Source organism: Streptomyces sp. NBC_01214, assembly GCF_026340975.1.
Lineage (GTDB): Bacteria > Actinomycetota > Actinomycetes > Streptomycetales > Streptomycetaceae > Streptomyces.
Window position 1 is genome coordinate 2,406,831 of the sequence record NZ_JAPEOS010000001.1, and the last position, 14,385, is coordinate 2,421,215.

At 73.4% G+C, this 14,385-nt stretch carries 12 protein-coding genes; 6 read left to right on the top strand and 6 right to left on the bottom strand.

Features of this window, described 5'->3' with window-relative positions:
* Window positions 1–22 precede the first annotated feature (22 nt).
* On the top strand, window positions 23–4,960 hold the full coding sequence (locus tag OG594_RS11560) for a DUF3320 domain-containing protein (protein WP_266597857.1): 4,938 nt from the start codon (window positions 23–25) through the stop codon (window positions 4,958–4,960).
* Here OG594_RS11560 and OG594_RS11565 read toward each other — a convergent pair.
* Window positions 4,950–5,489 carry a hypothetical protein gene (locus OG594_RS11565; RefSeq protein WP_266597859.1) on the bottom strand — a complete coding sequence of 180 codons (540 nt, stop codon included), beginning with the start codon at window positions 5,487–5,489 and terminating at the stop codon, window positions 4,950–4,952. The genes OG594_RS11560 and OG594_RS11565 overlap by 11 nt on opposite strands.
* Window positions 5,490–5,652: 163 nt before the next feature.
* On the opposite strand from OG594_RS11565, the gene OG594_RS11575 reads away from it, so the two are divergent.
* The gene (locus OG594_RS11575; protein ID WP_323185193.1) at window positions 5,653–6,333 is read left to right on the top strand and encodes a chaplin; all 681 of its coding nucleotides are present in this window, start codon (window positions 5,653–5,655) and stop codon (window positions 6,331–6,333) included.
* On the opposite strand, the gene OG594_RS11580 is transcribed toward OG594_RS11575, so the two are convergent.
* The gene (locus OG594_RS11580) at window positions 6,326–6,994 is read right to left on the bottom strand and encodes a DUF2293 domain-containing protein (RefSeq protein WP_266597861.1); all 669 of its coding nucleotides are present in this window, start codon (window positions 6,992–6,994) and stop codon (window positions 6,326–6,328) included. The genes OG594_RS11575 and OG594_RS11580 overlap by 8 nt on opposite strands.
* Before the next feature lie 106 nt (window positions 6,995–7,100).
* Here OG594_RS11580 and OG594_RS11585 point away from each other — a divergent pair, with 106 nt between their 5' ends.
* Window positions 7,101–7,538, top strand: a complete 438-nt coding sequence (locus OG594_RS11585; RefSeq protein WP_266597863.1) for a cupin domain-containing protein — start codon at window positions 7,101–7,103, stop codon at window positions 7,536–7,538.
* On the opposite strand, the gene OG594_RS11590 is transcribed toward OG594_RS11585, so the two are convergent.
* Window positions 7,491–8,945 (bottom strand): WGR domain-containing protein, encoded by a 1,455-nt coding sequence (locus OG594_RS11590; protein WP_266597865.1) that lies wholly within the window; start codon window positions 8,943–8,945, stop codon window positions 7,491–7,493. The two genes, OG594_RS11585 and OG594_RS11590, sit on opposite strands and share 48 nt — an antisense overlap.
* Before the next feature lie 93 nt (window positions 8,946–9,038).
* Between OG594_RS11590 and OG594_RS11595 the strand changes: the two genes are divergently transcribed.
* Entirely contained in the window at window positions 9,039–9,686 is a 648-nt protein-coding gene (locus OG594_RS11595; RefSeq protein ID WP_266597867.1) for a uridine kinase, read from the top strand.
* Between the two features lie 49 nt (window positions 9,687–9,735).
* On the opposite strand, the gene OG594_RS11600 is transcribed toward OG594_RS11595, so the two are convergent.
* Together OG594_RS11600 and OG594_RS11605 are read right to left on the bottom strand one after the other, a co-directional pair.
* Window positions 9,736–10,635 (bottom strand): carbohydrate kinase family protein, encoded by a 900-nt coding sequence (locus tag OG594_RS11600; protein ID WP_266597869.1) that lies wholly within the window; start codon window positions 10,633–10,635, stop codon window positions 9,736–9,738.
* Entirely contained in the window at window positions 10,632–11,564 is a 933-nt protein-coding gene (locus OG594_RS11605; RefSeq protein ID WP_266597871.1) for a pseudouridine-5'-phosphate glycosidase, read from the bottom strand. Before OG594_RS11605 ends, OG594_RS11600 begins: the two co-directional genes overlap by 4 nt.
* Window positions 11,565–11,646: 82 nt before the next feature.
* Here OG594_RS11605 and OG594_RS11610 point away from each other — a divergent pair, with 82 nt between their 5' ends.
* Entirely contained in the window at window positions 11,647–12,417 is a 771-nt protein-coding gene (locus tag OG594_RS11610; protein ID WP_266597877.1) for a class I SAM-dependent methyltransferase, read from the top strand.
* Window positions 12,418–12,514: 97 nt separating this feature from the next.
* Window positions 12,515–12,883, top strand: coding sequence for a cupin domain-containing protein (locus OG594_RS11615; protein WP_266597879.1), 369 nt, complete (start codon window positions 12,515–12,517; stop codon window positions 12,881–12,883).
* Here OG594_RS11615 and OG594_RS11620 read toward each other — a convergent pair.
* Entirely contained in the window at window positions 12,873–14,216 is a 1,344-nt protein-coding gene (locus OG594_RS11620) for an MFS transporter (protein ID WP_266597881.1), read from the bottom strand. The two genes, OG594_RS11615 and OG594_RS11620, sit on opposite strands and share 11 nt — an antisense overlap.
* Window positions 14,217–14,385 lie beyond the last annotated feature (169 nt).

Below are 14,385 nucleotides of genomic sequence, written 5' to 3' on the forward strand. Positions count from 1 at the left end.
TCTGCCCCGGAGGTACCCTCAGATGCACGGCCGGACGGCGCATGCCGAGCCTTTCGACGCAGGTGCCGACCCGGGCTCGGAGCGGTTGAGGGCGGTACTGGGTGGCTGGCGCGAGTCGCTCATCGACCTGGGCGGCCGCAACCGGCTGCTGAACTTCCGCCACACCAGGTCCTCCACGTTGGAGATCACCTCGCCCGGCGCCGGCCCCCTGCTGGAACAGCTGGACCGCGGGTGGGACTTCGCCCCCGTCGAGGAGGTCGAGGAAGAGCCGTCCGGCGTCACCCTGGACAAGGCACCGCGGGGGGCGGCCCGAGCACGGCCGGCCCACGGGATCCTCACGCAGAAGCAGACCCAGCAGGCCCTCGACAGTGCCCTGCGGCAGCTGCGCCAGAAGTCGAACCAGACCTTCAACGACTTCGGGTTGTGGGTGCTCTGGGTCGGCGTCGGAATGCTCGACTGGTGTGAGGAGGGAGCCCACGAGAGCAGCTCGGCGCCCCTCGTGCTGGTCCCGGTGCAGCTCGTGCGGGACCGGACGGGAAAGATCCGGCTGCACCGGGCCGAGGAGCAGGACGCGGTGCACAATCCGGCGCTCGCCGTGAAGCTCGCCCAGCTCGGCGTCGACTGGACGCCCGTGGCGGACACCGACTGCCTCGACGCGGCCGCCGTGCTGGCCGGGGCCCGGGCGGCCGTCGCGGGCCAGGCCGGCTGGGCGGTCCGTGACGGCGTCGTCCTGGCCATGTTCGCCGCTCACAAGGAGGCCATGTACCAGGACCTCAAGGAGAACGAGGCGGCGATCCTCGCCAGCCCGCTCATCCGGGCGATCGGGCTGGGACCGGACTCGGGCCTCCCGGATGACGTCATCGGTTTCGATCCGCCCGCGATCGAGCGGATCGACGAGGTCCAGCTGCCCGAGCGGACCCCGCTGGTCCTGGACGCCGACGCCTCGCAGCGCCAGTGCATCGCGGCCGCCATGGCGAACCGGTCGTTCGTGATGAGCGGCCCGCCCGGCACCGGCAAGAGCCAGACGATCACCAACATGATCGCGGCGCTGATGCACTCCGGCCGCACCGTCCTGTTCGTCAGTGAGAAGGCCGCGGCGCTGGACGTCGTACGCAATCGACTGACCGACGTCGGCCTCGGGGACTTCGTCCTGGCCCTGCACAGCAGTGACACCAGCAAGAAGGCCGTGGCCCAGGAACTGGACCGTGCGCTGACGACCGAAGTGCGGGCTTCCGGGGCCGCCGAGCACGAGCTCGACGAGGCAAGGCGGCTGCGCGAGGAACTGTCCGCCTACGCCGCCGCGATGAACGAGGAGCGGCAGCCGCTTGGCCGCACGCTGCACGATGTGTTGGGCCGGCTCGCACTGCTCGGCCGGCAGGAGGTTCCGCAGCTGACGCTCACCTCCGGGGCCGCCGCCGTTACCGACACGCTCAGCGCCGCCGCGCTGCACGAGGTGCTCACGGCCGCCCGCTCGGTCGCCCGGTCCTGGCGGCCCGTCGCGGAGGGCGACTCCTTCCCTTGGTGGGGGCTGCGTGACCCCGAGGCGACGGGAGGAGGCTCGGCGACCACGGCGCTCGCCGATGCCGCCGATGCCCTGCAGTCGCTCCGGGCGGCTGCGGAACGTAGGCCCCTGGCGGCCGACACACCCCTGCCGAAGACGGTCCGGGACGTCCGGCGGATCGCGGACGACCTCCGCGCGGGGCTGCCCGTACGCACCTCGGGCGGGGCGAACGCGCCGTTCGAGGACCACTCGCCCGTCATCGCACAGCTCGCCGAGGGCTTCGGCCTGGGCAAACCGCGGGACATCGGGTCCGTACTCGCGCTGTTCGAGCTCGTCGACCTGGAGGGTGCCGAGCACCGGCCCCCGCTGCACTGGTTCGACGTGGCGAACCTGCGCCAGGCGCAGGCCGCGGCGGAGCAGTTCAAGGAGGCCGTCGGCGAGGAGGACGCGGCGCGCGGCGCGGCGCAGGACGTGTTCGGACCGCAGGTCCTGACCTACGAGGCCCTCGCCGATCTGGTGCGCCGGTTCGCCGAGGACCACCACGGGCTCACCGCCCGCTTCAAGGGCCAGTACCGCGCCGACCGGGAGGCGGCGAGCGCCCTCACCGTGACCGGGGCCTGGGACAAGCACCTGCCCGGCAGACTGGCACAGGCGCTCGCCTGGCAGCAGGCCCGTGCCCGGGTGCTGCGGCTGACCGAGGAGCACCGGGCGCTGCTGGGCCCCTACCTGCCCGGTGGTGCCGACGGATTCGCGGCGCTCGACAAGGCTCTGGCCAACGCCGCCCGGATCGCGGAGCTCACGGCGGAAAGCAACGAGCGGCGCGCCGTGGCCGACCGCCTCGCGCACGGAGCGGACACGGACCACGGATACGCCGGGCTACAGGTCCAGGCCGTCCGCGGTTCCCTCGCCGACTGGTGCGATGCCGTGGACCTGCGTGCAGCACGATGGACCGAGACCTCGGCGCGGCTCGCCGCGATGTTCGAGGACGGGCGCCGGCTCAAGCTGTTGCCGGCCCTGGGCGGCACGCTGGAGGAGGCCGCCCGCGCCCTCGCCGTCCTGGCGGCGGACCCCGCGGGCCCGGGGGAGTGGCAGACGTACCGCAGCGCACTCTCGGTGCTGACGGGCCGCGGGCTCGACGACCTCGTCTCCCGGGCCGCGGAGCGGGGCATCGGCGCGGAGGACTTCCCCCAGGTCGTGGAGCGCGCCCTGCTCCAGCTCTGGGCCGACACGCTGCTCGCCGCCGACGGCAGGCTGCGTACGGCCCGTGCCGCGGAGCTCGACGCCCGGGTGCGGAGCTTCCGCGAGGCCGACCGGATGCTGGTGGCCGCGGCGAGCGGCGCCGTCATCGAGTCGTGCAACAGTCGCAAGCCCAAGGCCTTCGGTGCGGGCGGGGCCTCGCTGATCCGCCGCGAAGCGGAGAAGAAGACCCGCCACATGGCCGTGCGGGAACTCCTCGGCAAGGCGCGGGAGGTGGTCCAGGCGGTCAAGCCCTGTTTCATGATGAACCCGCTCTCGGTGAGCCAGTACCTTCCGGCCGACTACCGCTTCGACGTGGTGATCTTCGACGAAGCTTCGCAGGTCAGGCCCGGTGACGCGGTCAACTGCGTGTACCGGGGCCGTTCCCTGGTCGTCGCGGGCGACGAGAAGCAGCTGCCGCCCACCTCGTTCTTCGACTCGGCCGTCGGGGACGAGGGCGATGAGTACGACGAGGAGCTGCCCGACGCCTTCGAATCGCTGCTCCATGCGTGCAAGGCGGGAGCGATGCGCGAGCTTCCGCTGCGCTGGCACTACCGCAGCCGCCACGAGGACCTCATCACCTTCAGCAACCGGTCCTTCTACGGCAACGCCATGGTGACCTTCCCGGGGGCGCTGGAACGCGGCCCCGACATCGGTGTGGAGTTCTTCAAGGTGGACGGCTGCTACGACAGGGGCGGGCGCCGGGACAACCGGCGTGAGGCGGAGGCCGTGGCACAGCGCGTGCTGCACCACTTCGACACCCGGCCGGGCCGCAGCCTCGGCGTGGTGGCGCTCTCGCAGGCCCAGGCGACTGCGATCGACGAATCCGTACAGCAGGCCCGACTGGCCCGCCCGGACCTCGACCACTGCTTCACCGAGGACCGCCTCGACGGGTTCTTCGTGAAGAACCTGGAGTCGGTCCAGGGCGACGAGCGCGACGTCATGATCATGTCGCTCGGTTACGGTCCGGACGAACGCGGGGTACTGGGGCTCAACTTCGGCCCCATCAACAGGGAAGGCGGCTGGCGACGCCTCAACGTCGCCGTCACCCGGGCCCGGTTCCGCGTGGAGGTGGTCGCCTCGTTCCACGGATCCCAGCTCAAGGACGGCCCCAACGAGAGCGTGCAGCACCTCAAGCGCTACCTCGAATACGCGGAGAACGGGCCCGCGGTCCTCGCCAGGGACACCGTGCAGGCGGACGCAGAGCCGGACAGCCCCTTCGAGGAGTCGGTGCTGGCCGTCCTGCGCGACTGGGGATACGAAGTGCAGCCGCAGGTGGGCGTCGCGGGCTACCGGGTCGACCTCGGCCTGCGGCACCCGGCGGCACAGGGCTCGTTCGCGCTCGGCATCGAATGCGACGGGGCGATGTACCACTCGTCACGAGCGGCCCGCGACCGCGACCGGCTGCGCCAGCAGGTACTGGAAGGACTCGGCTGGACCCTGCACCGGATCTGGGGCACCGACTGGTACCGCAACCGTCCGGAGGCGGAGCGCCGGCTGAAGGAGGCGGTCGAGGCAGCGGTGGCGACCGACCCCTTCGCGCGACCCGAGACGGTACGGTCGCCCGACCGCAGCGCGCTCGGCGCGCAGACGGAGACCGCCGAGACGCGGATCCCGACACCCCGCCCGGAGCCGGAGCGGGTCTTCCTGGTGGACCGGGCGCCGGTACGCGACTGGAGCACGCGGTACGTGCTCGCGGAGATCGGCGTGGACGCCTGGGCCGTACCGGAGTTCCACACCCCGGAAGCGCGTCCCGTACTGCGGAAGGTGCTGGCGCAGATCATCGAGGTGGAGGGGCCGATCCATCAGGACCTCCTGGTCCAGCGTGCGCGGGAAGCCTGGGGGCTCGGCAAGTCGGGTCGGCGGATGGTGGAGAACGCCCAGCAGGTGCTGCACGCCCTGGTGCGTGCCGGGATCGCGCAGTGCGACAGCGGCTTCGCGGACGTTGCCGGTCGGCCGCTGCGGGGTGCCCGCACGCCGTTGGAGGACCAGCCGCGCAAGATCGCCCATGTTTCACCGGCCGAGCGACAGCTGGCGATGAGGGAGCTGGCCCTGGAATGCCCGGGGATGACCACGGAGGAACTGCTCCAGCAGACCCGGGAGCTCTTCGGCTGGAAGCGCATGGGGTCCGACATCCGCAGCGCGCTCGAAGCAGACGTCAGGGACCTCCTCACCCGGGGCGGGCTCACCGGGACGCCGGACCGGCTGGTCGCTACGCGCTGAGTCCGGCGGCCCAGCGGGTCAAGGTGGTGAAGTCCCGGTCGCGCAGGCCGTGGCGCGGGTGGATGCGCAGCAGGAGGGCCGGAGCCGGATGGTGTTCGGCGACCCAAGCGCGGTCGCGCGAGGTGATCATGTCGTCGACCCAGGCGAAGGGGCGGCCGGCCGCCCAGTCGCGGAGGTGGCGGGTCTTCCACGAGAGGCCGTCGGGGTCGTCGGCGAAGAGTTCGGGCCACTCGACGACGGTGAGGTCACCCGGCAGTCCGATGTGCGGGGAGATCATCGTGTTGGCCTGGTGCGTCCAGGCGGTGGCCCAGGTGAGCTCGAACGGCAGGGCCAGCAGCCGGGCGCCGTGGGACGGGTGCAGGCGCACCCGGGCGCCGCGCCGGGCCCTGCGGGACTCCGGGTCGCGGTAGGAGAGCCAGACGTCGGGCCACATCCGGTGGCTCCGGTATCCGCGCAAACCGGCGAGGGGCGAGCGGAACGGGTTGAGGGGGCCGTCCACGTCGAGGAGGAGCAGCGGGCGATCGGTCATGAAGTGACCACTACCCAGTACACGATTGAGTGAAATGCTGACCGTCTCTATAACCCGAATGGGGTCAGAGCGTTGTTTCCGGTGCGGGGACATTACCCGCGAACTCGTCCGGAAGGCAGGGAAACTGATGCGTCACAGTCGTCGGAATGGCTTCATCGCGGCCGTGGTTGCGGGAGGCGGACTGGCGGTCGCGGGTGTGGGCGGACTCGCCCACGCCGACGCGGACGCGGGTGGTCGGGCCGAGCGCTCGCCGGGACTGCTGTCCGGAAACCTCGTACAACTGCCGGTGCACCTCCCGGTGAACGTGTGCGGGAACACCGTGAGCGTGGTCGGCGTGCTCAACCCGGCCGCCGGAAACCGCTGTAGCAACGTGTCGTCGGGGGGCGGTGGTGGCCGCCAGTCCGGCGCCAGCTCGACGCATTCTTCGAAACCGGCAGGCGCCAACGGCGGCGGGGCGCACGCCCAGGGAAGCGGAAAGGATTCTCCCGGAGTGCTCTCCGGCAACGGGCTCCAGCTTCCGGTCGACCTCCCGCTGAACGTCAGCGGCAACTCCGTGAACGTGGTCGGGATCGGCAACCCCTCGCTGGGCAACACGTCCGTCAACGGCGAGCAGCCCACGGGCGGTAAGCCCGTCCAGCCGCCCGTCGTCGAAAAGCCGGTGACGCCGGTCGTCTCCCCGCCCGCGCCCGCGTCCGTGCCCCCGCGCCCGGCGCCGCCCGCCCCGCCGAGGCACAGCGAGGCGCTCGCCCACACCGGATCGGACGGCGTCGGCTACCTGCTGCCCAGCGGTGGCGCGCTCCTCCTCGGTGGAGTGCTCCTCTACCGCCGCTTCCGCCTCAACTGATCTCCCCCGAGGGCGGCGTACGCCATCCGTCCAGGATGGCGTCGATCCGCGGGGCCAGCCGGGCACGGGCCGCGAACCGGGGGACCCCAGCCATCAGCAGGGCGTCGTACTCGGTGTCGGTGTGCCGGACCGCCGCCCGGACGGCGACGGACACCGCCAGTTCGTCGAGGGCGCGGCTGGCCGCCGTACGGCCCACCCGGCCGCTGCCGCGCAGCGAGGCGTGGGTGGCGATCGCCACGGCCCGATCGGCCGGACAACCGGGGAACAGCCGCACGATCTCGGCGGCGAAGGCCGCCGTGAAGCGGGTGTCCTCGGCCGAACGCCGCCGCCGGTCGCGCTCCCGGCGGCGCGCCCGCGCCTCGGAGTCCGCGAGGCAGGCGCGCTCCGCGCGCGCCAGCGCGGCCTCCTCGACGAGGAGGCCCAGGCGCTCGTAGCGGTGCCGGCGCTTGTTGAAGCGCACGACGACGGCGCAGAGCGAACTGGCCTCGCGGGAGCGGCGGGTGAGCGCCGTGTCCCCCCGCGGGAGATACACGAGATGGCCGAGATCCGTGCAGTCCAGGCAGCGGGGTACGCCGGACTCGCGGACGAGGTGCCGGAGCGGGCCCTGCCGGCAGTCGGCGCAGTGGATCTGCTTCAGCGACTCAAAAACCACCAGGCTCATAGAGGGGTGATACCGCTGTATGACCCTCATATCACCTGGTGAAGAAGGCATGTTGATGTTTCGTCGAGTGTTCCTGGATGCCCCTCGGCCCTCTTACCGTGGGGCGGTGGACCGTAGGAGGTCCGTCGAGGAGGAGCACATGGGCGGGCAGCTGACGATGACGGCACGTTCGGGCGGAGCGAGCGTCGCCACGGCCGCGACTGGCCGGGAGATAGTCATACCGCCGGGCGGCTGCACCGGCTGGCACTTCCACCGGGTCAGACTGGAGGCGGTGGTCATATCCGGGACCCTGACCCGGGTCCTGCACGACCGCACCGTCGTGGTGCACACGACCGGGACCACCTTCGTGGAGCCCGCGGGCATAGGCCACATCCACCTGGGCCACAACCTCGGCACCGAGCCGGTGGTGCTCCATGTGACCCCCGCGCTCCCGGTGGGGACGCCCTTCTCGATACCCACCCCGGCACCGGCCGGTGCCACGCAGGCGGCCTGTCGCTCACACAAGCCGACGTATCTCTCCGCGGACCCGATAGAAGCCCCCTGAGGCGGCGTGCAGCCCCTCGACCACGTACCGGGCGCCGGGCTCCCGTATCCCGCGCGGGAACTGGACGTTCCACGAGGGCTCGAAGCCCTCCGACACCACCTGGACCCGCATCCGGCCGCCCTGCTGGACGCACTCCACCACCACGCCGCCGGCCGGTGAAGCGGCCACCGTGGCCATCGAAACCGTCGCCACCGCCGAGGCCGAAGCGGCCGGGGTGAACACCGGCAGCGCCGCCGCCGACTTCACGTCCATCGGCGCGGGCACCGAGCCCTGCTGGGCCGCCGCGATCGCCTGCTCGGTCGCGTCCACGCAGACCAGCGACCCGTCCGTGGTGACGAGGTACAGCCGCTCGTCCAAGTACTGCATGGACAGTGCCGACCCGCCGCCCGTCCCCAGCTTCCACAGCCGTCGGCCGTCGGCGTCGAAGCAGTAGACCGAGGACGATGAGTCGCCGGCGAAGACGTGCCGCCCGTCGGGCGAGGTCGCGCACGAGTACACCGCGGCATCGCACGCGTAGGAGGCCTCCACCGCCCCCGTCGCCTTCGAGAGCCGCTGCACGGTGTTGCGGACCGTGCCCGCGTACACCGCCTGGTCCTCCTGCCAACCGAACAGCACCCCGCCGGGGGTCTTGGTGTGCCACAACTGCCCGCTGCCGTCGGCCGCGTAGGCCGTCACGCCACCGCTGTGCCCGTGGAAGACCGCCCGCTCGTCCGCCCGGACCATCCAGGCGCCCGTCCCGCCGGACTTCCGCGACCACTGGTGCTCGTCCTCGTGGTCGATGACGGTCAGGCCGCCGTTCGCGTCGGAGACGTTCAGCACGCCCTCGTGGATGTCGAGCCAGTAGATGTCCACGTCCGCCGCGATCGCGTAGGCCCCGAAGGGCACCTTCGACGACAGGTCGTACACCGTGCCGTCGTCACAGCCCGCGTAGATCCAGAACTCGTCCGCCACCAGGCACTTCACCCCGTCCGGCAGCGAATACCGGGCGAGCACCTCGCCGCCGTGGCTCAGCGTGTACACATCGCCCGCCTGGTTGCCGACCCAGCAGCGGTCCTCGTCCACATGGATGCCGAAGGCCGACGAACCGGTCCGGAAGCGCCACAGCACCGGAGCCACCGCGCGCGCCGTCGAGGGTGCGGAGGTCACCTGACGGCGGGTCACCGACCGGGCGGCGCGCTGCCCCTGCACGGCCGGGGCGTACCCCTTGCGCACCTTCTCCCCGATCTTCTTCGCGGCGGCCGCGCGGGCCTTCTCGGCGCTCGGGAACGCGGAGGTCTGCAGCTGGCCGTCCGCGCCGATGCGCCCGTACCGCACGGACACGGACGCGCCGTCGACGGTCACCTCGTAGAACTTGTGTGCCGCGCCGTCGTCCTGCGACAGCTCCAGATACGTCGTCTCCCGAGCCATGACAAACCTCTCCCCAAAGGCAGCGCCGCCGGCTCCCTTTCGGCCGGTGATCCCTCGTGAAAAACGCTAAGCCCCACCACTGACAATGGGCCCGTGCAGTGGGAAGCGATCACATGGCAGCGGATGGCCGAGCGGCTCGCCGGTCACCTCGACGACCCCGGCCGAGCCCCCGGGCCGGGCAGTTGGCAGCGGGTGGGCATCGACGGCGCCCCCGCCGCCGAGACCGGCCTGCTCGCCGGTCGGCTCGCCGAAGCGCTGCGACTGCGCGGCCGCCCGTCCCTGGTGGTGCCGGCCGACGGTTTCCTACGGCCCGCCTCCCTCCGCTTCGAGTTCGGCCGCCAGGACGTGGACTCCTACCTCGGCGGCTGGTACGACACGGCCGCGCTCTGGCGGGAGGTCTTCGGCCCGACCGACCCCGGCGGCAGCGGGCGGGTGCTGCCGGACCTCTGGGACCCGGTGACCGACCGGGCGACCCGCAGCCCGTACGTCGCACTCCCGCCCGGCGGCGTGCTGCTCGTGCACGGCCCGCTGCTGCTGGGCCACTGGTTCCCCTTCGACCTGAGCGTCCACATCCGGCTCTCCGCCGGCGCGCTCGCCCGCCGCACCGAGGAGTCCGCCCGCTGGACGCTGCCCGCCTTCGCGCGCTACGAGGCCGACACCGACCCGGGGTCGACCGCCGACGCGGTGGTCCGGGCCGACGACCCCCGCCACCCCGCCTGGACCGGCATCCGCAGCCGCTGACGGGCCGGGCAGGGCCGGCCCGACCGACGGACCTCCCCCAGGGGGTGTCCTACGGCCGACCGCCCGGCCGGGTCACCGCCATCGCCGCGGCCCGGCACCCGGCGCGGGCCGCCTCGGCCGGGTCCGCGCCCTCCAGCCGGGCCGCGAGGAAGCCCCCGGTGAAGGCGTCCCCGGCGCCCGTGGAGTCCACCGCCAGGGCCGGCTCCGCCTCGACCTCGGCGGTGACCCGGCCGCGTTCGGCGATCAGCGCCCCGGCCGCGCCGCGGGTCACCACCACCAGCGGCACCCGCCGGCTGAGCTCCGCCGCCGCCCGGGCCACCCCCGTCGGCTCCGGCAGCCCGGCCAGCAGCCGGGCCTCGTCCTCGTTCGGCAGGAGTACGTCCACCCCCGCCACGGCGTCCAGGAAGCGCTGCGGCCCCAGGCCCGCCAGGAATCCGGCCGAGGCGGGGTCCACGCTCACCTGCACCCCCCGGGTCCGGGCCGCCCGCAGCGCGACCGCGGCCAGCTCCCGGCTGCTGTCGGCGAAGAACAGGTAACCGGACAGGTGGAGATGGGCCGCCCCGTCCAGCAGGGAGGGGTTCCAGTCGGCCGGGCACAGCCGCAGCGAGGCCCCGCTGTCGGTCAGGAACGTCCGCTCCGCGTCCTTGCCGACCAGCGCGACCACCGTCCCGGTCGGCTCCTGCGCGTCGACCACCAGCCGCGGCCGCACCCCCGCGTCCACCAGTGCCCGCTCGTGCCAGCGCGCCGACTCGGCGCCCACCCGCGCCAGGAGCCGTACCTCGGCGGTCCCCGTACGGGCCGCCCAGCAGGCCGCGTTGGCCCCGGCCCCGCCCGGCAGGGTCCGGATGCGGGCAGCCGTGTCCGTGGCCGGAGCAAGCGGCTCCGGATGTATGGCCACCACGTCCGTCACCACGTCCCCGACGACGAGCAGCGCCCCCGGCCCGGTCACGCCCGTGCCGCCCAGGCCCCCGCGATCCGGGCGCCGAGCCGCACGTTGCCGCGCACCGCCGCCAGGTTCGCCTCCAGGGAGGCCCCGCCCGTCGCCCGTGCCAAGAACCCCAACAGGAACGGCGTCACCGCCTGCCCGGTGATCCCGCGCTCGTGGCACTCGGCGAGCGCCTGCGCCAGTACCCGGTCGTGCAGCTCGGGATCCAGCTGCTCCTCCCGCGCCACCGGATTGGCCACCAGCAGCGCCGCGTCCGCACCGCCCAGCGCGTCCTGGGCGGCCATCACCGCGGCGACCTCCTCGGGCCCGTGCACCGTCCAGTCCACCGGCTCGCCCGAGTCGGCCAGATAGAACCCGGGGAAGCGGTCCGTCCCGTAGCCGAGCACCCCCACCCCCAGCGTCTCCAGCCGCTGCAACGTGCCCGGCACGTCCAGGATCGACTTCACGCCCGCGCACACCACGGTGATCCGCGTACGCGCCAGCAGCGACAGGTCCGCCGACTCGTCCTGCGTCTGCGCCCACTCCCGGTGCACGCCGCCCAGCCCGCCGGTGGCGAAGACCCGCAGGCCCGCCCGGGCGGCGAGGAAGGCCGTCGCGGACACCGTCGTGGCACCGGTCGCCCCCGTCGCCAGCGCGGGAGCCAGATCCCGATGGCCGAGCTTGCGCACGCCCTCGCCGCCCGCGATCCGCTCCAACTGCGCCTTGTCCAGGCCCGCGTACGCCACCCCGTCCAGGACCGCGATCGTCGCCGGAACCGCGTCCTCCGCGCGCACCAGGGCCTCCAGTTCGAGGCCCACCGCCAGGTTGCGGGGACGGGGCAGACCGTGCGCGATGATCGTCGACTCCAGGGCCACCACGGGCTTCCCCAGGGCGAGCGCCTCGCGCACCTCTGCCGACAGGACCGGGATCTCAGATGCTCTGTGCTGTGACATGTCCCCATCCATGGCACGGGATCGGCGCCCCCAAACGCTCTCCCGCCACACCCGTCCCAACCTGTCCGAGTAGCGTTCCCCCATGGACACGCGCGGCTTCTACGACGAGCTGGCCGACCGCTACGACCTCATCTACGCCGACTGGGAGGCGAGCACCGCCCGCCAGGGCCGGGCCCTCGACGCCCTCCTCACCGCCGAGCTGGGCCCCGGACCGCACACCGTGCTCGACAACGCCTGCGGCATCGGAACCCAGTCGCTGGGCCTCGCGGCACTGGGCCACCGGGTCACCGGGACCGACCTCAGCCCCGCCTCCGTCGCCCGCGCCGCCCGCGAGGCCGCACAGCGCTCGCTCACCCTCCCCGTCGCCGTCGCCGACATGCGGGCCCTCCCCTTCGCGGACGCCTCCTTCGACGCCGTGGTCTGCGCCGACAACGCGCTGCCGCACCTGCTCACCGCCGAGGACGTGCGCGCCGCGCTGGCCGAAACCCGGCGGGTGCTGCGGCCCGGCGGACTGCTGCTGCTCTCCACCCGCCCGTACGGCGAACTGCTCGGGGCCCGCCCGCAGAGCGAGGCCCCACGCGTCCGCACCGGCCCCGACGGGCGGACCATCACCTTCCAACTGTGGCACTGGCACGCCGACGGGGAGCGGTACGACGTGGAGCTCTTCCAACTGCTGCCGACCGGCGGCACCTGGACCACGCGGACGTCGAGCGCCACGTACTGGGCGCTGCCGGAGGGGGAGACGGCCGGGTACGTCCGACGGGCCGGGTTTGCCGACCCGCTCTGGCACGCACCGGGGAACACTGGCTTCCACCAGCCGGTACTCGCCGCCAGGCGCCCGGCAGGGCCGTGACGGGGGCGGGCGCTGGACAAGGTGACTCGTCCGGCGGGCCGTTCCTGGACGCTGTGGTCACCGCTTCGCGCGGCGGGCCGCACTAGGCTGGCGCGGCATGAGCACCAGTGATCACTCCACCGCCCCCGCCTCCTTCTCCGTCTCCGTCGCGGACGTCGAACTGGAGGCGGACGACCTCGACCCCGGGCAGATCGTCTCCGGCGAGCCCGTCGTGACGGGCAAGGTCCTGTGGGAGTCGGCGGACGGCAAGCAGGTGCGCGGGATCTGGCAGATCACCCCCGGTGTCGTCACCGACGTCGAGGCGAACGAGCTCTTCGTGGTGGTCAGCGGCCGCGCCACCGTCGAGGTCGAGGGCGGCGAGACCCTGGAGGTCGGCCCCGGCTCCGCCTGCGTGCTCCGGGAGGGCGACCGGACCACCTGGACCGTGCACGAGACGCTGCGCAAGGCCTACCACATCAGCTACTGACGTCCTTCTCAGACGCGGGCGCGGTCGCGGACGCCGGCGCGGGCGCGGGGGCGGCCCCGGGCACGGGGTGGCGGCGCGCGGTGAACAGCGCGAGCGCCGCCATCGGCAACAGCAGCGCGGCGCCGACGGCGTTCAGCCAGCCGTAGCCCGCCCCGGACATGATGAGCCCGGCGGCTGCTCCGCCCACGCCGGCGGCCGCGTTCATCGTGAGGTCGCTCAGCCCCTGCACGGCGGCCCGCGCGGGCTGCGGCACCGAGTCCGTCAGCAGGGCCGAGCCGGACACCATCCCGGCGGACCAGCCGAGGCCGAGCAGGAAGAGGCCGAGCGCGCTCCGGCCGTGGCTGGGCCCGGCCGTTCCGGCGAGCAGTGCGGCGACGGACAGGAGCCCCGCGGCCAGTCCGATCACAGAGAGCCGCCCGAGCCGGTCCGCGAGCCAGCCCATCACGGGGGAGAAGGCGAACATGCCCGCGATGTGACCGCTGATCACCAGCCCGATGAGTTCCAGGCCGGCCCCGTGGTGACCCAGGTCCATCGGGGTCATCACCATGATCGAGACCATGGTGGTGTGCGACACGGCGACGGTGAGCAGGGCGAGCCGGGCCCGTGGCGAGGCCTTCACGGCGGCGAAGCCGGCCCGCAGCGAGCGCCCTTCGCGGGTCTGCTCCTCGGGCGGGGCGAGCGACCGGGCCGTCAGCAGCGGGTCGGGGCGCAGGAGCACGCCGATCAGCGTGCCCGTGAGCAGGAAGACGACGGCGGCCCATACGAACGGGCCGGCCGTCTCGGGTATCGCGGTACCGGCGAAGCTGTGACTGGCCGGTGCGGACAGGTTGGGCCCGAGCACCGCGCCGACGGTCGAGGCCCAGACGACGACCGAGATGGCCCGGGCGCGGTGGTCCGGGGCCGCGAGGTCCGCGGCGGCGAACCGGGCCTGCAGGTTGGCGGAGGAGGCGGCGCCGAAGGCGGCCATGCCGAGCAACAGCAGCGGGAAGCTCCCGATGGTGGCGGCGAGGACGACCAGGCCCGCTCCGGCGGCGCCGATCCCGTAGGCCAGGACCAGCCCGGGGCGACGGCCGCGCGCGTTCATCAGCGCGGCGAGCGGCAGCGAGACGAGGGCGGTGCCGATCACCGCGGCCGTGGAGGCGACGCCGGAGAGGGCCTCGGTACCGCTGACCTCGGTGGCGAGTACGGGGGCCAGGGCGATGCTGATCGGCACGCCGAGGCCGCCGAGGACCTGGCCGGCCATGAGGACCCGGGAGGTGCGGCGCTGGAGCCGGGCCAGCTCGGGCGGGCCGAGGGGCCGCACGGGCCGGTCGGTGCCGGGCGAGGCGGTCACGGCGTACACCGGCTGCGCGGGTGCGTGACACGGGGCGCGGGGGACGCGGGGAGGCCGGGTGCGGCGGCAGGAGTAGTCACCGCCGCAGTGTGCCAGTCCTTACCGCCCGGCGGAACCGTGCGGGAGCCCGGCCGGTCCGCGGTCCGGTCCGCAGTCCGATCTGGGGGAC